A 21,679-nucleotide genomic window follows, 5' to 3' on the forward strand; every position below is an offset into this window, starting at 1 on the left:
GGCCGGTGAGAGTGGGCTGCTCGCGCCCGTCATGGCAGTCTCCGGCGCGCCGGCGCGCCAATGATCAGATTTTTTGCAGTCCGGTCAGGGAGTGCAAGCGGCCGACCAGTTCCTCGGAGCGGGCCCGGTACCGTGCGACCGAGGCCAGTTTGATCTCCTCGTAGCCACGCACGGTGTCGGGCAGTGAGGCGATCTCGACGGCCAGGCCGTGGACGTCCTCGCCGAGGAGCCGGCAGACCTCGGCCATGGTGGTTCGGTACTCGACCACCAGGGCGCGTTCGGTGCGGCGCACGCGGGCCGCTCCGAACGGGTCGAGGCGGGTGCCGCGGATGGCGCGCATGGCTGCGAGGGCGTGGAAGGCGGGTTTGAACCAGGGGCCGAGTTCGATCTTGCGGGTCATTCCTAGGGCCCGCAGCACGGGCGGGTGGAGACGGTAGGACATTCGCGCGCCGTCCCCGAAGCGGGCTCGCACCTCCCGCTCGACCTCGGGGTCAAGGGAGAGCCGGGCCACCTCGTACTCGTCCTTGTACGCCATCAGCTTGTACAGGTACGTGGCCACGGCCTCGGCGAGTGCGGTCGAGCCGGGCACGCGTTCGTTCTCGGTTCGCCGCACCTGTTCGACGAAGCGCAGGTACCTCGTTGCGTACGCGACGTTCTGGTAGGCGATGAGGTCCGGGACGCGGATTTCCAGGAGCCGGGCGAGTTCCGACCCGGGGGCGGCCCCGGCCGATGCGAGGACGTTACGGGCGGCGGCGGAGAGGCGCCGTTCGGGAGCGGCGTGCCCGGGCCGGGCGGCGGCGAAGGCTTCGGGGTCGGCGACGGCCTGGCGGCCGAGGCGGAACGCCTTGAGGTTGGCCTCGACCTTGACGCCGTTGAGGGTGATCGCCTCCTCGATGGCGTGCGCCGGAATTGGCAGCCCGCCGGCCTGGTAGGCCGCACCCGTCAGCAGGAGGTTGGCGAACTGGTCCTCGCCCAGCAGGTCGGCGGCGAGCCGCCGCGCGTCCAGGAAGACGCTGTCCCTCACCCCGGCCCGGATTCTTTCCTTGAGTGGTTCGGCGGGCGGGAAGGTCACGTTCGGGTCGATCACCATCCGTCCGGTCGGGACCTCTGTGGTGGAGACGACCGCCACCGTTCTCGCCGGGGCGGTCGCTGACAGGTTTCCGGGTTCCGCGGCCACGAGCAAGTCGCAGCCGAGGTAGAGGTCGCACTCCTCAAGGGCCGCCTTGCCAGCCTGGTCGGTCCGGTCCGTGGTGATCTTGATGTCGGAGACCACCGCACCGCCCTTCTGGGCCAGGCCGGTCTGGTCGAGGGTCCGGACGTGCAGGCCCACGAGCGAGGCCGCGGTGCTGAGGATCTGCGCGAGAGTGACCACGCCGGAACCGCCGATGCCGGTGATCCGGACGGTGTGGGACGCCGGCACGACAGGTGCCGGATCGGGCAGGGCGGCGGTGTCCGGCATGGCGGTGGCGGTGAAGGCGTGCTTCCCGCCGGCGGGCACGACCGTGAGGAAGGAGGGGCAGTCCCCTGCCAGGCAGGCGTAGTCCTTGTTGCAGGAGGACTGATCGATCCGGGTCTTGCGCCCGAACTCGGTGTCGACGGGTTGCACGGAGAGGCAGTTCGACTGCTGTCCGCAGTCGCCGCATCCCTCGCACACCCGCTCGTTGATCACCACCTGCTCGGCGGGCTCGGGCGCAAGGCCGCGCTTGCGCTTGCGTCGCAGTTCCGTCGCGCACTCCTGGTCGTGGATGAGCACGGTGACCCCGGGGGTCCGGGCGAGCACGTCCTGGGCCTCGGGCAGCCGGTCGCGGTGCCAGACGACGACGCCCTTCGGAAGCGCGACCCGCCGGTAGCGCTTGACGTCCTCGGTCGTGACGATGACGCGTCCGACGCCCTCCGCCAACAGCTCCTGTGCGATCGCGGGCACGGGCATGACGCCGATCGGCTGCTGCCCGCCGGTCATCGCCACCGCCGAGTTGTAGAGCAGTTTGTAGGTGACGTTCACCCCGGCCGCGACCGCCGCCCTGATGGCGAGGCTGCCGGAGTGGTGGAAGGTGCCGTCGCCGAGGTTCTGGATCAGGTGGTCGCGGGCGAGGAACGGCTGCATCCCGATCCACTGGGCGCCCTCGCCGCCCATCTGTGTCATGCCGATCACGTCCCCGGCCTGGGCGGGGTCCATGAGCGTGACCATGGCGTGGCAGCCGATCCCGGCTCCGACGGCGGCGCCCTCGGGCGCCTTGGTCGAGAGGTTGTGCGGGCAGCCGGAACAGAAGTAGGGGGTGCGGGTCGCCATGGGCAGGAGCGGAAGCGCCCGGCGCCCGGCCACCGTCGGCCGCCGGACGTCCGACCAGGCGCGCACGGTGGGGAAGTCGCCCAGGCTGTTCAGCCGGTGGGCGAGCCGTGCGGCTACGGTGTCGGGATCGAGTTCTCCGTCGAACGGGAAGAGGACCGAACCGTCGGGTGCGCGCTTGCCGGAGACGGCCGGCCGGTTCCCGTGCCCGTAGAGCAGTTCCTTGAGGGCGGTCTCGATCAGCGGCCGCTTCTCCTCCACGACCACGATGTGGCTCAGTCCTCGCGCGAACCGTTCGACGACCGTGGGTTCCAGCGGGTGGATCATGCCGAGGTGGAGCAGGCGCACACCCCGCCGGTTCAGTTCGGCGTCGTCGAGTCCGAGGATGCGCAGGGCCTGACGGACGTCGAGGAAGGTCTTGCCCGCCGCGACGATGCCGACGCGGTCCTCGGACCCCGAGACGGTGATCCGGTTGAGGCCGTTGGCGGCGGCGTAGCGGCGGGCGATCTCCAGACGGGCGCCCTCCCGGGTGCGTTCCAGGTCGCCGAGCGCCGGCTGCACCATCCGGGAGCCGACGGTGTGGCGGTACGGCACTCCGTCGATGACGAGGTCCGGTTCGACCGGCGAGATCCGGCCGGCGCTCACGTCGACGGTGCCGGAGCCGTCGGCGACCGCCGTGACGATCTTCAGCGCCACCCACAGACCGGACGCCCGGGACATCGCCACGCCGTGCAGTCCGAAGTCGAGCGCCTCCTGCGGGTCGGACGGGTAGAGGGTGGGCAGACCGAGGTCGGCGAGGAGCAGTTCGGAGGCGCCGGGGACGGTGGACGACTTGGCGGCGGGGTCGTCACCGACCAGGGCGAGCGCGCCGCCGACCGGGTGGGTGCCCATCAGGTTGTTGTGCCGGATGGCGTCCGAGGCACGGTCCAGGCCCGGGGACTTGCCGTACCAGACGGCCGTGATGCCGTCGACGCGCTTGTCCGGCTGCCCGGCCGCGAGCTGGGTGCCCTGGACCGCCGTCGCCGCCAACTCCTCGTTGACGCCGGGGCGGAAGACGATGTCGTACTCCTCGAGGAGGGGGCGGCAACGCGCGAGTTCCATGTCGTATCCGGCGAGCGGCGAACCCTCGTACCCGGAGACGAATCCGGCGGTGCTGCGGCCCGCGCGGCGGTCGGCGCGGCGGATGTCGAGGGGCAGCCGGGCGAGCGCCTGGATGCCGGTGAGGTGGACGCTGCCTTCTTCGAGGGTGTACCGGTCCTGGAGCGAGGGCCGTGGCTCGGTCGGGTTCTGAGAGGTCACCACTGTGTTCCTCCGGGTGGGGCATCGGTTGGCGGGGCGGGTACGGGCCCGCGGGCCCGCGGGCCCGCTTGCCGGTCCGCCGGGCTTTGCCCGGTGGGGGCGGGCGGCCGGGCGGTGGGGAGGGAGCGCCGGGTGGGAGCCGCGGTCGCGGCCGCCGCCCGGCGGGGACAGGATCTGACGGAGCGTTACCGGGCGGGCCGTTCGGCTCCGCGGAGCAGGCCGGTGAGAGCCGACACGGGAGCCGATCCCTCGGCGCTGTGCCACGCGATGTGACCGTCCGGCCGGACCAGCAGGGCTCCGTCCGCGCCGATCCCGAGCAGGTCTAGGCAGGCGCCGTCCGCGCTGGCGACGTCGCCGACGACGACGGTCCGCTGCGCCATGCCGCCCCCGGGCCCCTCGGGGAAAAGCTCCTCGAAGGCGACCGCGAACGCGTCCGCCCAGGCGGCTCCTCCCGGCCCGGCGAAGAGGGTGAAGCCCGGCACCAGGAGGTCGTGGGTGGACACCAGCTCCCCACCGCGCTCGACCCAGGCGTGCGGAAGTCGCGCCCCGCGGACGGCGGTCGGCGTGCGGTCGCCGTCCGAGGACAGGGCGCCGTCGGCCCACCGGGCCGCTCCGTAGACGTACCCGATCTCCTGGCTCAGCGCGTCGAAGTGCGGGCGCTGCAGAGGGACGGCTTCCGCGATCCGTCGGCGTTCCGCCGCGGCGACCTGCGGGTCCGGGCTCTCCAGGCGCGCGGCGACGACGGCCGTGCCGGTCCCGATGCCGACGTCGGCCATCTTGATGGCGTTCATCATGCTGTGGCGGGCGTTGTCGACGGCGATGGGGCGGCGTTCCCGCTCGTAGCTGTCGAGCAGGGCCTCGGGGGCGTGACCGTTCAGTACGGCGGCGAGCTTCCAGCCGAGGTTGTCCGCGTCGGCGAGGCCGCTGTTCATGCCGAGGCCGCCGGTCGGCGGGAACTGGTGCGCCGCGTCGCCGGCGAGCAGGACCCGGCCGCGGCGGTAGGTCGCGGCGGTCCGGGCCGTCATGGTCCACGACCCCACGGAGCGGATGTCCACGTCGAGTTCGGTGGTTCCGACGGCGTCCCGGATGATCTGGGCGCAGCGCTCGGGTGGGTAGTCCTGCGGCGATTCGACGGCCGGGTCGAAGGTCCGCTGGAAGGTCCACCGGCGGGCACCGTCCATGCCGATGAGCACGCCCGGGGAGACGCTGTTGATCAGCCAGACCAGCAGGGCGGGGTCCTGGTGCGTCCACGGCGAGAGGTCGGCGTGGAAGTAGATGTTCAGCTGGTGGCCGAGGACCGGGGCGCCGTCCATCGAGATGCCGAGCCGGTCGCGCATGCCGCCCGTCGCCCCGTCCGCAGCCACGACCCAGCGGGTGCGCAGGGTCTGCCGCCCGTCCGCCCCCTCCACGGTGACGTCGACGGCGTCACCGTGGTCGGTCACCTCCTTGACGGTGGTGTTGTAGCGGAGGGTGGCCGTTCCCTGGGCGACGACCGCGTCCAGCAGGTGCCGCTGCACCCGGTCCTGTGCACAGGAGGCGAGTTGCTCGGCCGAGGCGTGTATCCGCTCCAGGATCCGGGGGCCTTCGGCGAAGTCGATCCGGCCCAGGGACTCCCCGGCGAGGGTCTGCTTCCACAGGATGGTGCCGGCCTGCGCCGGGTCCACCGAGTCCGCCCGGACGGCGTCCGCGATGCCCCAGGCCCGGAACAGTTCCATGGACCGGGTGTTGACGACGTGGGCCCTGGGGTGGGGGTTGATCCCGCCGAACTGTTCGCAGACGACGCTGCGGACGCCGTGCCGGCCGAGGACGAGCGCGGTAGCCAGGCCCACGGGGCCGGCGCCGATGATGACGACGGGCGTGTCGAAGTCGTTCATGCGCGCCGGACCAGGTCGGCGGGGGACTCGCCGGACTCGAAGCGTCGCAGCAGGTCGTCGGGGTCGAAGTCGACCCCGATCGGATTGGCCTCGAAGGCTCCGGAGCGGAACCACTCGTCGAGTTCCTCCGCAGTGGCGAAGTTGTCGATCTGGAGCTCGATGTGGTTGCCGTCGGGGTCCTCGAAGTACATCGAGGTGGTCGGCCCGTGGTTGATGCACCAGAAGGGGTGGATGCCCTCGCCCTTCAGCCGCCGATAGGTGTCGAGCAGGTCCTTGAGCGTCGCGTAGGTGAACGCCATGTGGTGGAGGCCGGTGTGTGCCTCGGTCGGACGCTCGGACGCCCCGGTGGCGATCAGCGCGACCCGGTGGTGCTCGTCGTCGTAGGTCAGGAAGGCGAGGAGCTCGTTGGCGAAGGCGACCCGGCCTTCAAGGACGTTCGCGTACCAGTCGGTCATGACCGGCAGGCGGCCGGTGCGCAGGACGACATGGGCGAGCTTGTCGGGAGAAGCCATGGGGTGGCGACCTCCTTCTCGGGAGCACGGCAGCCCTCTTGGCTGCCATACAAGAGAAACTTAGGAGTTCTCTTGTATGGCAGTCAAGAGGTAGCTCGGCACGCCGCCGCGGCAGCCCTCAAGGGCCCGGCTCAGCGTGCCGCCGCGGCAGCCACCAGCGCCTCCATGAGCAGGTCGACGAGCTCCCCGGTCGTCCGGTCCAGCATTCGCGTACTGACCAGCAGCCCTTCGAACAGCACGTGCGCCAGATCCGCTACCGGCGCGACGTCCGCCCCCTCGGGCAGCCGGTCCGCGACTGCCGCGAGCAGGCGACCCTCCAGCCACTCCTGCATGCGGGCGTAGGTGTCGGTCAGCGCCGGCGACTCGCTCATGCGGTCATACGCCTCCCGGTGCAGCCCGCGGTAGGCCTCCAGGCCGACGAGGCATGCCACCAGCTGTCGGCGCGGATCGCCCCCGATGGCGGGGTCCGCCTCGACGTGTTCCCGCTCGCGCAGGAACCTGCGGTCCAGTGCGGCGGCGAACAGGTCGTCCTTAGTGGGGAAGTACCAGCGCACGGCGTTTGCCGCGACGCCCGCCGCCCGGCCGATCTCGGCCAGGCTGGTCCCCTTGTACCCCTGGTCGGCGAAGAGTTCCCAGGCGCTCTCGACCAGGACGGCCTCGCGCTCGGCTTTCGGGATCTGCTGACGGTTCCTCGGCATGACAGCAAAGCCTAGGCGGCGCCGCCGCACCATCCGTCCGCGGCTCCGGGGGGGGCGATGAACTAGCTCTTGACTCCGAAACAAGAAGGCTCTTGACTCTGATCCAAGAGAAGTCCCACCCCCGACCTGCGGGAGTCTTTGATGCGCCTGTACAGCACGGCCCTGGGTATCGCCCGAGAGGACAGCCCCGGCGAGCTCTCCCTGCTCGATCTCCCCTTCGCCGACCTGGGCGCCCTCCTGCGCGGCCCGGGGATCGCGGCGGCCCGCACGGCGGCGGTCGTCCGGCAGGTCGCGCTCGACGAGGTCCACGTGCACGCACCCGTTCCCCAGCCCGGGAAAATCCTGATCGTCGGACTGAACTACCACAGTCACGCGGAGGAGGCCCTGGAGATGTTCGCCGCGATGGGCCGGGCCGACATCACCCTGCCCACCGAGCCGAACTTCCAGGTCGTCGCCGGTTCCGCGGTCATCGCCCCCGGCGACGACATCCACCTCCCGGCAGTCGCGTCCCGGCAGGTCGACTACGAGGGCGAAGTGGCCGCCGTCATCGGCAGCTCCGCAACCTCTGTCGACACCGCGGACGCGATGCGCCACCTCGCCGGCCTGACCATCGCCAACGACGTCTCGGCCCGCGACATCCAGCACCGGGCGATGACGGGCGACCCGACCGCCTCCATCGGCGTCTCCAAGAGCTTCGATACCTTCAAACCGCTCGGCCCCTGCCTGGTCACCCCCGACGAATTCCACCAGCCGCTCGACCTGCGGCTGCGCACCCTGGTCAACGGCGAACTGCGCCAGGACGACCGCACCGCGGGCTTCATCCACGACGTGGCCGAGCTGATCTCCTTCCTCTCGCGCTACCAGACCCTCGAACCCGGCGACGTGATCCTCACCGGGACACCGCGCGGCGCCGGCGTGTTCTCCGGCCGCCATCTGCAACCCGGCGACGTCGTCGAGGTCGATGTCGAACGCATCGGCACGCTCCGCAACCGCGTGGCCGCCCTCGAGGATGCAAGCGCGAACGCGCGACGGTAGCGGACGCCTGGCGCAGGCGGTTCAGGGAGTGTCATGAATCAGGGGACACCCTGATCAAGGGAGACACTGATGAGCTCGATGACGGATCACCGGATCGGGTCGGTTTCTGACGGTTCGGTTTCGGCGGAGTCCGGAGACGCCGATGCCTTGGACATGGGTCCGAGGAAGAACACCGGCGGGTCGGATGTGGTGGCGTCGGTCGCCGAGCTGGCGGCCGAGCAGGCCAGGGCCGGCGGGATGCGGCTGCTCGGTGAGGGCGGGCTGCTGCAGCAGCTGACCCGGCACCTGCTCCAGGAGGCCCTGGAAGCCGAGATGGACGAGCACCTGGCCTCGACCGCGGAGCCGGGCCGCTCAGCCCGCAAAGGCGGCAACGCGCGCAACGGCTACCGGATGAAGACCGTGATGACCGAGGCCGGGCCGGTCACGCTCGAGGTCCCCCGGGACCGGGCCGGCACGTTCGAACCGAAGGCCGTGCCCCGGCACGCGCGCCGAACCGAAGGCCTGGACAACCTCGTGGTCTCGCTGACCGCGAAGGGCCTGACCAGCGGGGAGATCGTCGCCCACCTGGCCGAGGTCTACGGCATGACCACCAGCAAGGAGACCGTCTCCACCATCACCGACCGGGTCCTGGAGGGCATGGCCGAGCGGCGCACGCGCCCCCTCGACCCGGTCTACCCGGTCCTATTCGTGGACGCCGTGGACATCAAGGTCCGCGACGGGCAGGTCGCCAACCGGCGCCAGGGCCGAGGGCTCGCCGGGTGGACGACGGGTTGCTCACGGCGGTTCAACGAGTCCGGTGGCGGGCAGCTGCTCGCCGGGCAGTGCGGCCGGGACCCCCGGACGCACCAACACCCAACAGCCCTGTCGAATGACGCGGGAGTGTCGTGATCTGCGACACGAAGTCCGTCAGCGCCCCACCCGCCCGGCCACGCGGCGGCAATCTTGTGCGCCTGCTCCGCGATCAGGGACACAACGGTGTCATCGACCACTGACACCTCGTGTCGTCTCCCGCTGACGTTCTCACGTCGCCCGACAGTTCGCCGGGCGCTCACCAACCATCACGGCCCCGCAGGGCACAGGGCCCTGCCGGCCGAACCGCCACCCACCACCGCCCCTCCGCCTACCAGCAAGCCGGGGAAAGGGATGGACAGAAGGGGTTCTCGGATTTACCGGCCACCCGAAAGTAGCCTCTGACCTACGGAAACGCGCGGACGCGGGAAGGAGCGGCGGGATACCTACGGTGGTACCCCCGGTGCTGCATGCGGTGGCACCTGCGGTGGTGCCTACGGGGAACTCTGCGACCCTGCCCTGGAACGCGCGGACTGCCTTCAGCTGGCAGAAGTGGCAGATGCCGGGTTACCGGCCACGGATGGACGCGGCGATCCGGCGCAGAAGGGCGAGGACGGCGATGCCGAGGATGATCAACGGGGCCAGGGAAGTGAAGCGGGTGATCAGCTGTCCCGCGTTGCGGCTGAGTTCGCCCCACAGGACGCCCGTCGGGACGGCCGCGGCACCGGCCGCTTTGATGCTGTTGAAGACGCGGCTCGGGGTGGGGCCCCTGGAGAATGATCTCGTGACGAACAAGGTGAGCCATAGGCGCAGTCGCTCACCCGCGCTTGCCGAGTCCGGTTTTTGGATGAAGTAGTAGGACCCGAACAGATCCCACTCCTTGTCCTTCCATGTGAGGGGAGCGAGGGCCGCTTCGGTCATGAGGACGAGGAACGGAGCCATGGAGGTGCCCAGGAGAAATATGGCAAATGCTGTGTGTCCGACGTGGGCTGGCAGGGAGTGGGTTGAGTCCCAATGGGATGCCACCCACCGGTAGGTGCCGAGCTGTGCGGCTATGGCCGTGGCGGCGAGCACCCCCATGACCGTTTCCGCGGCCCGTCCCATCCGCTGCGGGGTATCGGAGACGGAGGGGCGCCGGGGCTTGCGGAAAGGGCCGGGGCCGCCTCGCGCGCGCCCGCGCGGGGGCACGGGGCGGGTGGTCTGCCGGCCTGCGCCGGCGTGGCGCTGCTGCGAAGAGTGGACTCGGGCCTGTGCGGTCGCCAGCATTTCCGGGTCGGGAACGACGCCGGCCGGTGCCGGTTCGGCCTGGAGCCGCTCCACCTGGCGGCGAAGCGTGCGCAGTTCCCGCCGTACGGTGACGAGCTGGGCTTCGGCGGTTGTGGCGCGTCCGTCGGCGTGCTCGAGGTCGGTGTGCAGCCCGTGTACGAGCGTGGCGGCGGCGTCGAGCTGGCCGCGCTGCTCGGCCAGCTGCTTCTCCAGGGCGGTCCGGGTGGCCTCGGAGCGCTCGATGCCGGCGGTGAGGGCCTGGGTTTCGGCGGCCGCGGCGTGCCGCTCGTTGGCACGTTCGGTCCGCTCGCGCTCCAGGAGCCGGTACAGCCGCTCGGCCTCGGCTTGGTGGGCGGTGATCCTGGTCTGCAGGTCGGCGGCTGCCGCGCGGCGTTCCTCAGCGTGTTCCGCCCGTTCGTCCCGGAGGAGGGACTTCAGGTCCTGGACCCTGGACCGCGCCTGATCGAGGAACTCCTGCAAGACGAGGACCTGCTCGGAGGCCGACCCCGCCGCCTGGGCCGCGCGGCGCAGGTCGCGCAGGTCATCTCGGCGTTTGTCGTCGACCGGAGCGTCATGGGCCTTCAGGAAGTTCAGGAAGCCGTCCAGGAACTGCTCCGGGGCGGTTCTCTGGCCGGACAGGTAGCGCGAGACCGTCGCCGGTGCGTACCCCACTGCTCTGGCTAACTGATCCTGCGTGACACCACCGGCTTTGACGCACCGGTCGAAAGCAGCCCTCAGCGCGGACGCGTACTTGCGACCTGCCTCGGTGGTCGCCTTGTTCCTGTCCTCGCCGCTGCTCGCTTGGCCTTCCACCCGTTCCCCGCCTGGCAGTTGACATCCGTTCCGGGAATTGTGCCACTCCGTCGCGATGCAGAAAATTGCCAGTGCCCGGGAACAGGAGGCTTTCCACTTCCGCAAGACCCGACCACGGTCGAGCGTGAAGCCATGGATCAACGATCAAACCGACCGAAGACCGCGGCTCACCGCCGAACGGCCGCGGCGTCCATGCTGCCGGGCCTGGGCACCATCATGTCCGCGACCGCCGGCGCGCCCTGGTGGCTGGTCGGGCTCAGCTCAGTCCTGGCGTTCCTTGCCATCGCCATGCAGCTGATCCTCCCGCAGGACTCCGCCGACCGGCTCGCCTGGTGGAAAGCCCGCTGGTCCCGCCCGACCTCGCCCCGCACACGGACCAACCACACACGTCACCCGCCGTGCGAACCGCCGGGCGCCTCAGCGCCGCAAACAGGCGCTGGATTTCAATGACGGTCAGTGGGATCACCGGCTACCAGGAAAGGGCTACTGACCTGCGGAAACTCGCGGAGCCCGCTGGAAGCGGCGGGGCTCCCACGGTGGTCGCTACGGGCGTACCCCCGGTGGCGCCTACGGGGAACCGGCGTGGTGCCGGGGACCGCCGTGGCCGGCTGGTCGACGCGGACGGCTTCGCCGGACGCGCAGAAGAACCACCGGCCCGCCGCAGGCGCGAGGCCCGAACCGAACCGACCGGCCTACCTCCACCACCTCCCCGGCACCAGCGGCGTGCTGCCCGGCTACGGCCACCGCCGCCCGCGTGCCGGGTGAGCGCGTCCAGGAGCGCGGCCTGGTGGTCGGTCAGCTTCCCTTCGGTGCGGGCCTTGTCCTGCTTGCGCAACCAGGCGCCAGGACACGCGGGGTCGGCTTCACCGCTGGTGCGGTTCGCCGGGCCGTCGAGGGTGCCGCCGGCGGTGAGGTAGGCGAGCAGGGTCGCCGCCCGTCAGGCCTGTCCCGCACAGGCATGTGGGCATGCTGGCGTGCATGCGGGAAGATGCCGCACAGGCAGGAAGCGGGAGGGGACCCACATGATCATCTTCGACACGAACGCCGTCAACCGCATCGATCCGAGGAACCCGCGGGCCGACATCGTGCGTGCCCTGCGCGCTTCGGGACAGCACAGGGTCGGCGTCACTGGAACGATCCTAGAAGAACTGGTCGCCCACAAAGCGAAGGACTACATGGCGCAGCGCGACACCGCCGCGTCCGCGCTCAACTCGTTGCGGGAGACGGATCACCCGGTCGGGGTGAGCGGGCAACGCCGGACCGCAGGGCTCCGCGCGGGCCGTGGGCGGCGTTGCGGCGGGCGGCGACGGGGCCCGCTCACCTGCCGGAGGGGAGGCGGCGCGCCGGGGAGCGGGTGAGCATGGGCTGAGCGGGTTCAACGTTGGTCCCCGGCCGGGGACGGGAGGAGGCGCATCGTGTCCACGCCCCGCAGCCGTCCGCCCACCGCGCGCGGGCCGGGCCCGGGGGGAACCGCCGACCGGACGGACTACGCCGGAGCGGTCTACGGTTCGATGCTGGCCGCCTCCGTGATCGCGGCCTCCGGAGTGCACGAAACCCGTCCGCGGCTGTCGCTCATCGTGCTGCTGGTGGTCACCGGGCTGGTCTTCTGGGTCGCCCACGTCTACGCCCACCTGGCGGGAGAGCGCGAGGTCGGCCGCCGGGTCCGGTGGCACCGGGTGCGGGAGGTCGGCCGGGCGGAGTGGTCGCTCGTCGAGGCGTCGGCGCTCCCGGCCCTGGCGGTGTTGGTCAGCCCCTGGCTCGGGACGGGAGACAGCGCCTGGCTGGCCCTCGGCGTCGCCGTGGCGCAGCAGGTGGGCTGGGCGATCCTGGGCGCCCGTCGGGCCGGCGCCTCCACCGGCCAGGCGGCCGTCGAGGGCGTGGTGAACCTCGTTCTGGGCCTGTTCATCGTGGCGGCCAAGGTGGCGGTCGGGCACTGAGCCGGCCGACGGGTCCCGGGGGATCCGATCCGGATGCGGTGGTGCCCCGTCCCGACGCCGGACCGGGACGGGGCACCACCACGCGGACGGCGGCCGGCGCCGGCGGCGTCAGCCGGCGAGGAGCCGCTGCTTCTGCGTGGCGAACTCCTCCTCGGTGAGGACTCCCTGGTCCTTCAGCTGCGCCAACTGCTGCAGCCCTGCACGGGCGCAGCGCGGCGTTCGCCGCCCGGGCGGCCTCCAGCTGCTCTTCGGCCTCCCGTTCCAGGCACTGTGCCAGGCCGGCCGGCGGCTCCGGTACCAGGCCCGCTACCTGCGGGACGACGCGCGGCTGGTCGCGTCCCGCGTGGAGCCCGCCGGGCAGTCGAGGACGCCCTGACCCGGCGGGCGGGCTCACGACGCAGTGAACAGGAGGGCGACCAGTCGGCCGTCGGCGTTGCGACCCTCGTAGCAGCCGGCCGAGTCGGCGATGACCGGGAACGCCAGCACATTGGATCCGGTGCGCTCGTCCACCGTGACGTCCACCCAGGCGCGCGCCCGGCCGTCGGCGTCGAGGGTGGCGAGTTCCGCCTCGATGTGGGCAACGAAGGCGTCGAGGTCCGGGAAGGCCGCCGGGCGCGGGCCTTTGAAGCGCAGCGCGTTCATCGCGACGCTGTCCCAGAGGAAGCCGAGGTACGGCCCGAGCGGCTGGTAGTCGTCGACGGCGTCCTCGAACTCGGCCTCGGCGATGGCCCGGGGCTCGGCGAAGGGCACCAGCGCCATGGTGACCTCCACGCGCTCCCGTCCGGTCTCCCGGTCCTGCCACCGCTCCACGGCGACGTGCACGGGGTGCGTGCCGTGCGGCATGTTGCCGCAGGAGGTCCACTCCGCCGGGTCGGGGCTGCTGAAGACCAGGTTCGCGGCGACGGTCAGGTCTCCGGCATGGTGGAACTCCTGGGGACGGTGAAGGCCCTGCTCGTCCGCCAGCTTGCGCATCAACGTCTCGATGTCCATGTCGAGCATGATGGCAGCCCCCGCCGACAATCCGGCGGGGGCTGCCGTCGGTTCACCTGTGGTTGGGGAACTGCACCACCTGCTGGTACGTCGGCCGGTTCTGCCAGGTGGTCTTGGCGTCCGTCACGCCGCCCAGCGGGCGCTGGATGACGGTGTCGGCGCACCACTGGTCGCCGGCCGCGCAGTCAGCCTCGCCCGGGTAGACCTGGGCCGGGGTCTGGGCGGCAGAGCCCATGCTCTGGTGCCGCTGGCTACGCCTTGCGGTTCGAGTAGTCGCGGGCGTGCTGCTGCCGGATCCCCATCACAGATCGCTCGGCGGGGTCATCCCCCGATCAGCTCGCACTTGAGGGGCTTGAGCTGGATCAACGACCCAAGGTCCTTCCCGCTTGTCCTCACAGGCCAGGCACTCCAGTCGGTCCAGGCCGGCCTTCGACTTCGTCCTCGTCGGGCATGAGCCACAGCAGCGCTCGCCACCACTCGCGGTCGCGTACCCGTCCTGACCTGCGCGATCAATCTTCGCTGTCACGAACTGCGTTCGGTCCAACTTCGCTGGCAATCGGTAAAAGTTCAGTGGCACAGGACACGGGCGGCGGGAACCCGCCGAGACCGGCGGAACAGGCAGCGGGTGCAACACGGCACCGCAACACGCCCACCCGCCACGCCCCCAGCCACATAACGCCTGGCCAGACCCGCAACACGGCCCCGTGTTGCACCCCAGCGCAACACCGCGTCGCACCCCCGTGTTGCACCCGACGTCGACAGCCGAGCCACGCGGCGCTGTCCCGTCTCAGCGAAGTTTGCCGGTCTCACCGAAGTTTGACCGTATGACGGTTCTTGCCCCTCGACGGTGGTTCAGAGGTACGACTGCTGGTCGTCGCGGTGGGCAGTGCTGCTGCCTTCGGACCGCCAGGAGCGACTGTGCCGGGACAGGGTCCAGGTTTCCGGCGCGTGCCGGGCGGCACTGATCCAGGCTGCGAGTTCGGGAAGTGCGCTCTGCCGCAGGATGTGTCGGGCCGCTGCCCGTTCGGCGGCCGGGAGCGGGGCGACACGGATCCGCACCGTGGACCACCACCGTACGGGGAGCCGTCCACCGGCGGCGTGCTGATGCCGAGGTACTCGTCCACCTCGCCGCCGCCGTAGAGCGTGACGAAGTCGCGGTAGTCGGCGGGCAGGCGCAGGCCCGTGGTCTGTGCGAGTCCGTCCCAGTCGATGGTGTCGCCCGGGGTGCGGGGCTCCCCGAGCAGGGCCGAGAGGCGGGTGATGGCCGGGTGGACCAAGGCGGTGTCTCCTCCGTGGGGTGGCGGTTCGATCAGTCACCGTATTGCCCGCCATCCCCGCCCGCGTCGCTGTCCCGGCCGCCGACGTCGACCAGGAGTCCGTCGTCCCCCGTGGCTGCTGCGCCCCGCCCCGGCCGTCTCGGTCGCTGCTGCCCCCCCGGCTGCCGGGGTCGGTGCCGGCTACGACCGGCGTGGCGGGTCGCGTGGCCTGTCGCGTCCTGCTGTCGCGAGCGGCGCTGTTCCGAACTTCGGTGACAACCGTCGACTCGCCGCACTGCGCGAGGCCGAACCCGCACCGGCACGACGGAACAGTCCCTCCTCGACCTGCCGCACGCGCCGATCCGGCAACCGGACGCGACGTGGCCCCGCCCCCGCCGGGGCCCGCGCCGCTGGTGCGCGGCGCGGGCCGTTGGCGGCTCAGGACTGGCGGCGCAGGCGGCGGGCGAGCAGGAGCGCGCCAGCGCCGAGGGCGGCGATTGCTGCGGCGGCGGTGCCAGCCTTGACGGTGTCGAACTCGCTCCCGGTGGCGGCGAGTTCGGCGCCCGTGGCGACAGGGGCCGGGGCGGCGGGGACGGCGACCGGGGCAGCCGCAGCGGGGGCCGCAGGCTTGGTGTCGGCGGCGGGCTGCACCTGTGCGGTCGTGGTGTCGGCGGCGGGCTTGGCGTTCTTGTCGGCGGTGTTCCCGGGGATCTGGGCGGGGGTGCTCCCGGGAGCCTGGGTGGGGGCCTGGGTGGGGTCGGCGACGACCTTGACGGTACTGCCCTGGCTGCAGGTGGTGGTGCCGCGGAACGGGGTGGCGCCCTCGTTGACGAACAGGCACGGGTCGATCGAGGTCGCGCCCAGGGGCGTGGTCGCGTCGTAGGACACCCGCACCCGGGTCACCATGGTCTTACCCGCGTCGATGGAGGAGTCGCGGCCCTGCAGGTAGACGCCGGGCTTGTCGTCCGGGATCCCGTTGGAGACCTTCTCCGGCGTGGTCCAGCTGCCGTCCGCCTGACGGACCTGGACGGTGGCGTGGGGATCGACGAACAGGACGTTGCCGAGGTTGGTGTAGGTGGACGGGGTGGGGTTGGCCAGCACCGCGTCGAACTCGATCGGCGCCCCGCCGGCGATCGCCGTGGCGGGCACGTGGGCCAACGAGCTGCCGATGGAGTCGACCGTGATCGCGCTGACCTGCTCGCCCAGGTTGTCCCCCGTTCCCGGCACGGTCAGGCGCGAGGCCAGGGTGATGGAGTGAAAGCCGCCGTTGCTCGCGCCGTCGTGCGGCAGGCCCATCGGGGCGCCGATGCGCATGTCCAGCTTCACGCTCTTGCCGGCCGCGACCACGATGGCGCCGGTCATGCCGTTGTAGGTGGCCTCGTGACTGCCGGGGTAGAAGTCCAGCGGGACCGACTTCCAGATGCCGTCCGCCGGGTCCTTGTAGTCGATCGTGATTGCGTGCGGCGGCGTGCCCGCCTCGGTGGTGGTCTGCAGCAGGAGCGTGTACGAGGTGTCCTCGGTGCCGGTGTTGGTGATGGTCTCGGTGAACGCGACCGCCTGCCCGGCGAAGCCGACCGCCGCCGGCGCCTGGACGCTCAGCGCCCCGTGGTACGCGTCGTGCAGGGCCCCGGCGAAGGCCGTCTGCGCCGGGAGGGCGAGCGAGCCGCCGAGCGCGAGGACACCGAGCGTGGCAGCGGCCACGACGGCACGACGGGAACGGCGGATACGGGTGGTGCTGGACATGGTGGTTCCCCCCTGGAAACACTGAACGGATGCGTGAGCGAGTCGGCGAGCGGCCGGAAAGCGCGCCCATGGACCCTTGCGGTCCACAGGCGGAACATCACCCTGCCGTCGGAAGGTGTCCCCCTTCCGAGCCTCTCACTTAACTAGACGCGCAGCCCCCGCCACGGTTGCAGACGGATCCGAAAAATCTTTTCGGGCCCTCGAACGCGGCGCGGCGCCGCTTTGTTCAACGGTCGTCGGGGACCAGGACGGCGGCGGACAGTGGCCCGGCAGCCCCGTACGGCGGCCCGAATGCGGGGCGGAGCCGGGAAGGTCGGCGGACGCGCACCGGAGCTGACCGAGAAGGCCAGCCCGGACCGGCTGGAGTGCCCGCAGTGCGAACAGGACCGCGTCGTAGAGGACTTGGGTCCGCTGGTGCTGCCCGCCCTGACCAAGCGCGAGCTGGCGGCCGCGCTGGTCTCCACCCCGGATGACCCGTGGTGGGAGGACCGCGTGCTGCACGCGAGGCTCTACCCGGCGAGGGGCCGCCGGATGTGACCTGTTGGTGTTGTTGGGCGTCAAATGGCCTTGAATGCTGGGTTGTCTGGACCTTTGGTTGGCCCGCTCGGGGCTGGCTTGGTGTTGCGGGCTGCTTTCGGGTGTGAATTCCGCCGGTAATTCCAGTGGGTTGTTTTGGCGGATTGGCCGCCGGTGGTGGTCTGAATTCGGGCGGTATTGAATTGGCCGGGGTGGTGATGGGGTTGGTGCTCGGCTTGGCGGAGCCGGGCTGGGAGGTGGTCGGTGGTCGTCGCTGTCCGGGTGCCGCCGCCCTGCTGCGTCCCTGGCCGCCGTCCGGGGTGGCCGGTCCGCCGGCCCCGGTGGCTTCCCGCCTCCCTGCCTGCTGCTGTGCCCGCCGTGGCCGTCGTCCTGGTCGGCCGCCAGGCCGTTCTGTCGCGTGGGGTGATGGGCGGCGTGTGGGTTGCAGTGGTGTTGTGCCGCCAGTTTCAGTGGCTGGATGGTGGTCGCTGCTGGTCAGTGCCTTGTGTCGCTGAACGATGATGCCGTGTTCGTGCTGACGAGCGGCGTCGCAGGCCAGCGAAGTTTCGACGTCGCCTGTGACAGGGGTGGTGGTTCGGGCGGCGCGGGTTGTCCGAGGCCGGGTGCAGGATACGGATCATGTCCTCACACGAGATCTCCGCTACGGCGGGCCTGGACCCGGCCATGGTGCTTCGCAGCACCGATTGGGCGGCGCTTGCCCATGCCTACGGCCCGGCCGCGACCACTGCGGACGATCTGCGCGGGTTGCTGGAGGAGGATCCTGAGGTTCAGGCCGAGTCGCTGGGCCGGTTGGAGATGTCGGTTCTTCACCAGGGCTCGCTCTACTCGGCGACCGCGCCTGCGGCCCTTTTCATCGCCGGGGTTCTCCCGTATCCGGGCACGTCGGCCGTCCACGAGAGCTTCTTCCCGTGGGACGACCGCAGGCGGCCGCTCAGGGCTGCGCTGCTGGAATGGCTCGGTCAGTTCGCCGAGTCCGCGGCCTGGGACGACGAGGCTCTCTCCGACCCACAGGACGCAGAGGAAGCCGACGCTTTGGAGGCCGTGCTGGCGTGCCGGGCTGTCCGGCCGCAGATCTTCGACGCTGTCGCGCCGTTTCTCGACGACCAGGACGAGACCGTCCGGGAGGCGGCACTCGGCGCCGTGGCGCATCTGTTGGCGGCGGATGACCTCGCCGATCGGATACCCGTTGCCGCCGACCGTTTGGAGCGCATCGCCTGTGGCAGGGGAGGACGCCGTGAGCGTGCGGGTGCGCAGCTCACCCTGGCCCACTGGGGACGGGACACCGCGATGCTGCTCACCGACGAGGACCCAGCCGTGCGCACATGCGCCGCGCTCGGCACTGCGGACCCGTCGGCAGTAGATGTTCTGCTGGCCGCGCTTGCCGACCCCGTCGCGGTGGACAGCTGGTTCGACGAGCCGCTGCCCCAGGTCGACGGCTGGTTCCGTTTCACTGTGCTGCGGGGGTTGCTCGAGTGTGCCGAGAGTTTCGAGCAGGTCCTGCCCGTCGCGCTCGCGATCATCCCGTTGTGCAGCCAGTACAGCGTCGACCGGGACTGGGGGCCGTTGCTTGCTTTCGCCTTTCCCAAGCCCCACCCGGCGGGAGCCGCCCTGACACGGGTGCAGAACGCCTTCCTGGCGGCTTTGGTGGAACAGGACTCCTGCTGGGGGCCGATTGCCAACCGGGATGCCTGGCTGCGTACAGCGGGGCTGCCCGTGGATCGCGGGGAGCTTCGGCTCCTTGTGCAGACCGCGGGGGCGTAGACCATGGCGCGCGCTGATGAGGCGCGGCCCGGCGTGCGTGTCCCAGGGACAACTGCACGAGCATCACTTCGGAGGTTCGGCGTCTTCGGCCTCGCCGCGGCTGCCGCCTTCGGACGCCCGTGAGGTAGCCGACCACGAAGATGGGTTGGGCCGGGCAACCCGGTGCGGCGGGAGCGTGGTCTGGAGGGTTGAGGGGGTGCTGATGCACACAGACGAAGAGGCCGACTTCCAGGCCTTCGCCCGGACCCTCGAAATCCGGTTGGGTCATCGTCAGCCTCCAGGTGCGGTCGTGGTGAGTTCGTCGAGTGTGGAACGGCCCTGCGAGGCTCGCGGCTCGGCGGGCACGACGGCCAGCCCCGGGTGCGCCCGCAGCTTGGCCAGCCCCTTGGCGGCCTGGCTCTTGACCGTGCCGAGCGAGCAGCCCATCGCCTGGGCGACCTCCGCCTCCGTCCGGTCGTCCCAGTAGCGCAGCACCACGACGGCCCGCTGCCGTGTCGGCAGCGTGGCCAGGGCGCCCATCAGCGTCCGCCGCTGGTCGACCTGGCCGGCCGCGTCGCCGGACGCGGCGACCTCGGGCAGCACCTCGGTGAGCCGTTCGGCGACCCGCCGCTTGCGGAACCGGTCGCTGTTGCAGGACACCAGCATCCGGCGCACGTAGGCGTCCGGGCTGTCGGCCCGGCTGACCCGCCGCCAGGACTGGTAGGCCTTGGCCAGAACGGTCTGGGTCAGGTCCTCGGCGTGGTGCCAGTCGCCCGTGAGCAGATAGGCGGTCCGGACCAGGTGCGCCCACCTGGGCGACCTCGTCGACGGACTGGACTTCGACCCGCGGGAAGAGCCGGCCGCCCCTACCGGCACCGCCCCGGAGGACCTGGAAGAGAGGAGGCTTCTCCCCTTCGCGAAGAGCTCCAACGGCGACGTGGCCTTCTGGCTCTGCGACACCCGGGACCCGGACAGCTGGGACGTCGTCGTCTTCAAGCGCCAGCCCCTCTACGGGAGGAACGCTGGATCCGCTTCGATGCGGGCTTCGGCGACTTCCTCCTCGGCACCCTCGGCGGCATGCTGCCGAACCCCTTCAGCGACAGCGGCTTCGCCAGGCTCCTGCACGCCTACCGCAACTGGCGGCAGCCGCTGTGACTCGCACGGCGTTCACGCGCGGCTGCCAGCGCAGGTCGGCCGGTCGTCGGGCACAGGGTGGTTCTCCGATCCGAACACCGGCCCTCCAACGGTATTTCTGACATGGATTGATGAGATTGCACGGCTGCGATTCCTCTCCTCCCTTTTTCTCGAGTTCTCCGGTCGGCTATTTCCGGTGTTCTGGCCGGGCCGGGGCTCCAGCGGGGTCTCAGCCAGCCGTGTGCACCCACAGTCACCATCCGGCGCAGCGTCGCCGCCCGCCCGGTCCCGCGCGACGGTCAGGGCAAGTGGTCCAGACAAATCGGTGATCAAGGCCATTTTGCGTTCTCGATCAGAAGCAGGTCATGCCCCCGCAGGAGGCCTACGCGCTGCGGTTGGGGAGCTCGCCGGCGGGCCGGTGTCGGCCACGCGAGAGCTGCGGATCGCGTGCGCTCCAGCCGACTGCCTGGAGCAGCGTGGCCGCATTGAGGTGACGGGGGATCTGGGCGCGTGCTGTTGGTCGACAGGGCGGGACGAGCAGAAGGCAGGGCGCGGGAAGGAGGGAACTGCCTTCGGGTCCTGCTGTTCTCCGCGAGGCTGGGGCCAGGGTTCCCGGGATCTTCCGTGTGTCTCCTTTCACCGGGGAGACGACCTACTCGCTCGTTGGCCGGGTCGCTGCCCGCTACGGGCTGGACGACGACGCCCTGTTGACGTCCTGGCGGTGGCACGGCCACCGCCCGCGGCATGAGAGCGGTGCGCTGCGGGCGGATGCCGAGGTGCTGCTGGATGGGGCCGGGCGGCGGGTGCTGGCCGGGTTGTGCGGGGTTGGCGAGGAGGTGTTGGGGCGGGCGTTGCCGGTGTGGAGGGGTGGGCGGTGCGGTGGTCGGGCCGGTGGCGTTCGGGTGCCGGCACGAACTCCCCCGGCGTGAGACCGACGGCCCGGGGGGCAAGGGACGGGGACGGCTGGCGGGTACCCGGGGTCCACCCCGCCGGACGTTCGACCTGGCCGTGGCGGTCAGTCCACACGGCGCAACCAGCCGGCCGCAATGTGGCCGATGAGCAGGTAGGCGAGCGCCGGGATGCCGTAGTTCAGCAGGGTGCGCAGCCAGTCCTGCGAGGGGGTGAAGAGGTCGCGTGCCCAGGTGGACAGCCAGTCGGCGGCCTCGTGGACGGCGTGGGCCAGGTCGTTGGACGGGTTGGCGCCCAGGAGGGAAAGGGCGATCCAGAGCCCCAGGACGCCCGCGAGGACGTCGGCGACGAGCATGACTGCGCGGGCCGCGCCCGCTCCTCGGTATCTGCCGCTCATGTCCGCCGTATAGCCCGCATCGGCCACGACAAACCAGTGGGACGCCAACTCGACTTGTGTTCAGGTGAGTTGATGACGTGGTGGCGCAGTGGCGGCGACACGGGCGGGCAGAGCGCCGGGGCGATGCCGTCCCGGCGTCCCGGGCCCGGCCTCTTCAGCAGTGGCAGGCGTGATCGCGAGTTCACTGAGAACCTCGCCAGGCTGAACGGCTACCGGGCATCGGTCCAGGCGGCCGGGCAGGCCCACCCGGGCCTCAGCCCCCGGGGGCTGAGGCCCGGGTGGGCCTGCCGCGGCTGCCCGGATCAAGGACCCCGTCCGGCGCGGACCGGCCGGGCCGATCCGGCACCCGCTCGGTGCGCGGGGCGGGCGTGGGGGTGGGCGGAGCTGTTGGAGGCGGCTGGGTGGCCGGTCGTTCGGTCGAGGCCGGCGGACGGCGGGCACGGCCGCGGCGCGCGTGCCGTAG

Annotated in this window: 20 protein-coding genes; 7 read left to right on the forward strand and 13 right to left on the reverse strand. The window is 71.2% G+C overall.

The features are described 5' to 3' along the window. Window positions 1–64: 64 nt before the first annotated feature. From BG452_RS43565 to BG452_RS43580, 4 genes are all read right to left on the reverse strand, one after another. On the reverse strand, window positions 65–3,586 hold the full coding sequence (locus BG452_RS43565; protein ID WP_188309923.1) for an indolepyruvate ferredoxin oxidoreductase family protein: 3,522 nt from the start codon (window positions 3,584–3,586) through the stop codon (window positions 65–67). Window positions 3,587–3,771: 185 nt separating this feature from the next. Next, complete coding sequence (locus tag BG452_RS43570) at window positions 3,772–5,460, reverse strand: FAD-dependent monooxygenase (RefSeq protein WP_188309924.1); 1,689 nt, start codon at window positions 5,458–5,460, stop codon at window positions 3,772–3,774. Next, entirely contained in the window at window positions 5,457–5,972 is a 516-nt protein-coding gene (locus BG452_RS43575; protein ID WP_188309925.1) for a VOC family protein, read from the reverse strand. The genes BG452_RS43570 and BG452_RS43575 overlap by 4 nt, the downstream gene beginning before the upstream one ends. A gap of 131 nt (window positions 5,973–6,103) precedes the next feature. Beyond that, window positions 6,104–6,670, reverse strand: coding sequence for a TetR/AcrR family transcriptional regulator (locus BG452_RS43580; RefSeq protein ID WP_188309926.1), 567 nt, complete (start codon window positions 6,668–6,670; stop codon window positions 6,104–6,106). A 141-nt stretch (window positions 6,671–6,811) separates the two neighbouring features. Here BG452_RS43580 and BG452_RS43585 point away from each other — a divergent pair, with 141 nt between their 5' ends. Both BG452_RS43585 and BG452_RS43590 read left to right on the forward strand, forming a co-directional pair. Further along, on the forward strand, window positions 6,812–7,705 hold the full coding sequence (locus BG452_RS43585; protein WP_188309927.1) for a fumarylacetoacetate hydrolase family protein: 894 nt from the start codon (window positions 6,812–6,814) through the stop codon (window positions 7,703–7,705). A 153-nt stretch (window positions 7,706–7,858) separates the two neighbouring features. After that, window positions 7,859–8,593 (forward strand): transposase, encoded by a 735-nt coding sequence (locus BG452_RS43590; protein ID WP_188309928.1) that lies wholly within the window; start codon window positions 7,859–7,861, stop codon window positions 8,591–8,593. Between the two features lie 468 nt (window positions 8,594–9,061). Here BG452_RS43590 and BG452_RS43595 read toward each other — a convergent pair whose 3' ends face one another. Continuing rightward, window positions 9,062–10,573, reverse strand: a complete 1,512-nt coding sequence (locus BG452_RS43595; protein WP_188309929.1) for a helix-turn-helix domain-containing protein — start codon at window positions 10,571–10,573, stop codon at window positions 9,062–9,064. Between the two features lie 167 nt (window positions 10,574–10,740). Continuing rightward, window positions 10,741–10,863, reverse strand: coding sequence for a hypothetical protein (locus BG452_RS47510; protein WP_262986127.1), 123 nt, complete (start codon window positions 10,861–10,863; stop codon window positions 10,741–10,743). A 292-nt stretch (window positions 10,864–11,155) separates the two neighbouring features. Between BG452_RS47510 and BG452_RS43600 the strand changes: the two genes are divergently transcribed. The 3 genes from BG452_RS43600 (at window position 11,156) to BG452_RS43610 (ending at window position 12,510) form a co-directional block, all read left to right on the forward strand. Beyond that, the gene (locus BG452_RS43600) at window positions 11,156–11,338 is read left to right on the forward strand and encodes a hypothetical protein (RefSeq protein ID WP_188309930.1); all 183 of its coding nucleotides are present in this window, start codon (window positions 11,156–11,158) and stop codon (window positions 11,336–11,338) included. 257 nt (window positions 11,339–11,595) lie between these two features. Next, on the forward strand, window positions 11,596–11,931 hold the full coding sequence (locus BG452_RS43605; protein ID WP_188309931.1) for a hypothetical protein: 336 nt from the start codon (window positions 11,596–11,598) through the stop codon (window positions 11,929–11,931). Between the two features lie 57 nt (window positions 11,932–11,988). Next, window positions 11,989–12,510: a hypothetical protein gene (locus BG452_RS43610; protein ID WP_188309932.1), complete on the forward strand. Its 522-nt coding sequence runs from the start codon at window positions 11,989–11,991 to the stop codon at window positions 12,508–12,510. A gap of 108 nt (window positions 12,511–12,618) precedes the next feature. On the opposite strand, the gene BG452_RS43615 is transcribed toward BG452_RS43610, so the two are convergent. From BG452_RS43615 to BG452_RS43635, 5 genes are all read right to left on the reverse strand, one after another. Beyond that, window positions 12,619–12,696 carry an SHOCT domain-containing protein gene (locus tag BG452_RS43615; protein ID WP_223243616.1) on the reverse strand — a complete coding sequence of 26 codons (78 nt, stop codon included), beginning with the start codon at window positions 12,694–12,696 and terminating at the stop codon, window positions 12,619–12,621. A 204-nt stretch (window positions 12,697–12,900) separates the two neighbouring features. Continuing rightward, window positions 12,901–13,500 carry a hypothetical protein gene (locus BG452_RS43620; protein WP_188309933.1) on the reverse strand — a complete coding sequence of 200 codons (600 nt, stop codon included), beginning with the start codon at window positions 13,498–13,500 and terminating at the stop codon, window positions 12,901–12,903. 52 nt (window positions 13,501–13,552) lie between these two features. Next, window positions 13,553–13,735: a hypothetical protein gene (locus BG452_RS43625; protein WP_188309948.1), complete on the reverse strand. Its 183-nt coding sequence runs from the start codon at window positions 13,733–13,735 to the stop codon at window positions 13,553–13,555. A gap of 617 nt (window positions 13,736–14,352) precedes the next feature. Next, window positions 14,353–14,559, reverse strand: a complete 207-nt coding sequence (locus BG452_RS43630) for a hypothetical protein (RefSeq protein ID WP_188309934.1) — start codon at window positions 14,557–14,559, stop codon at window positions 14,353–14,355. 635 nt (window positions 14,560–15,194) lie between these two features. Then, a complete protein-coding gene (locus tag BG452_RS43635) occupies window positions 15,195–16,499 on the reverse strand; it encodes a hypothetical protein (protein WP_188309935.1) in 1,305 nt (434 codons plus the stop codon). Between the two features lie 291 nt (window positions 16,500–16,790). Between BG452_RS43635 and BG452_RS43640 the strand changes: the two genes are divergently transcribed. Both BG452_RS43640 and BG452_RS43645 read left to right on the forward strand, forming a co-directional pair. After that, a complete protein-coding gene (locus BG452_RS43640) occupies window positions 16,791–17,036 on the forward strand; it encodes a hypothetical protein (protein WP_188309936.1) in 246 nt (81 codons plus the stop codon). Window positions 17,037–17,654: 618 nt separating this feature from the next. Next, window positions 17,655–18,797 (forward strand): HEAT repeat domain-containing protein, encoded by a 1,143-nt coding sequence (locus tag BG452_RS43645; RefSeq protein ID WP_188309937.1) that lies wholly within the window; start codon window positions 17,655–17,657, stop codon window positions 18,795–18,797. Window positions 18,798–19,067: 270 nt separating this feature from the next. On the opposite strand, the gene BG452_RS43650 is transcribed toward BG452_RS43645, so the two are convergent. Beyond that, the gene (locus BG452_RS43650) at window positions 19,068–19,652 is read right to left on the reverse strand and encodes a SigE family RNA polymerase sigma factor (RefSeq protein WP_188309938.1); all 585 of its coding nucleotides are present in this window, start codon (window positions 19,650–19,652) and stop codon (window positions 19,068–19,070) included. A gap of 1,273 nt (window positions 19,653–20,925) precedes the next feature. Next, entirely contained in the window at window positions 20,926–21,216 is a 291-nt protein-coding gene (locus BG452_RS43655) for a hypothetical protein (RefSeq protein ID WP_188309939.1), read from the reverse strand. Between the last annotated feature and the right edge of the window lie 463 nt (window positions 21,217–21,679).

Source organism: Streptomyces sp. CBMA123 (assembly GCF_014596465.1).
GTDB lineage: Bacteria > Actinomycetota > Actinomycetes > Streptomycetales > Streptomycetaceae > Kitasatospora.

Coding starts and splice junctions, on each gene's coding strand:
- BG452_RS43570 (WP_188309924.1), bottom strand. CDS start 5,460: ATGAACGACTTCGACACGCCCGTCGTCATCATCGGCGCCGGCCCCGTG.
- BG452_RS43575 (WP_188309925.1), bottom strand. CDS start 5,972: ATGGCTTCTCCCGACAAGCTCGCCCATGTCGTCCTGCGCACCGGCCGC.
- BG452_RS43580 (WP_188309926.1), bottom strand. CDS start 6,670: ATGCCGAGGAACCGTCAGCAGATCCCGAAAGCCGAGCGCGAGGCCGTC.
- BG452_RS43585 (WP_188309927.1), top strand. CDS start 6,812: ATGCGCCTGTACAGCACGGCCCTGGGTATCGCCCGAGAGGACAGCCCC.
- BG452_RS43590 (WP_188309928.1), top strand. CDS start 7,859: ATGGGTCCGAGGAAGAACACCGGCGGGTCGGATGTGGTGGCGTCGGTC.
- BG452_RS47510 (WP_262986127.1), bottom strand. CDS start 10,863: ATGGCGATGGCAAGGAACGCCAGGACTGAGCTGAGCCCGACCAGCCAC.
- BG452_RS43605 (WP_188309931.1), top strand. CDS start 11,596: ATGATCATCTTCGACACGAACGCCGTCAACCGCATCGATCCGAGGAAC.
- BG452_RS43620 (WP_188309933.1), bottom strand. CDS start 13,500: ATGGACATCGAGACGTTGATGCGCAAGCTGGCGGACGAGCAGGGCCTT.
- BG452_RS43625 (WP_188309948.1), bottom strand. CDS start 13,735: ATGGGCTCTGCCGCCCAGACCCCGGCCCAGGTCTACCCGGGCGAGGCT.
- BG452_RS43635 (WP_188309935.1), bottom strand. CDS start 16,499: ATGTCCAGCACCACCCGTATCCGCCGTTCCCGTCGTGCCGTCGTGGCC.
- BG452_RS43640 (WP_188309936.1), top strand. CDS start 16,791: ATGCGGGGCGGAGCCGGGAAGGTCGGCGGACGCGCACCGGAGCTGACC.
- BG452_RS43645 (WP_188309937.1), top strand. CDS start 17,655: ATGTCCTCACACGAGATCTCCGCTACGGCGGGCCTGGACCCGGCCATG.
- BG452_RS43655 (WP_188309939.1), bottom strand. CDS start 21,216: ATGAGCGGCAGATACCGAGGAGCGGGCGCGGCCCGCGCAGTCATGCTC.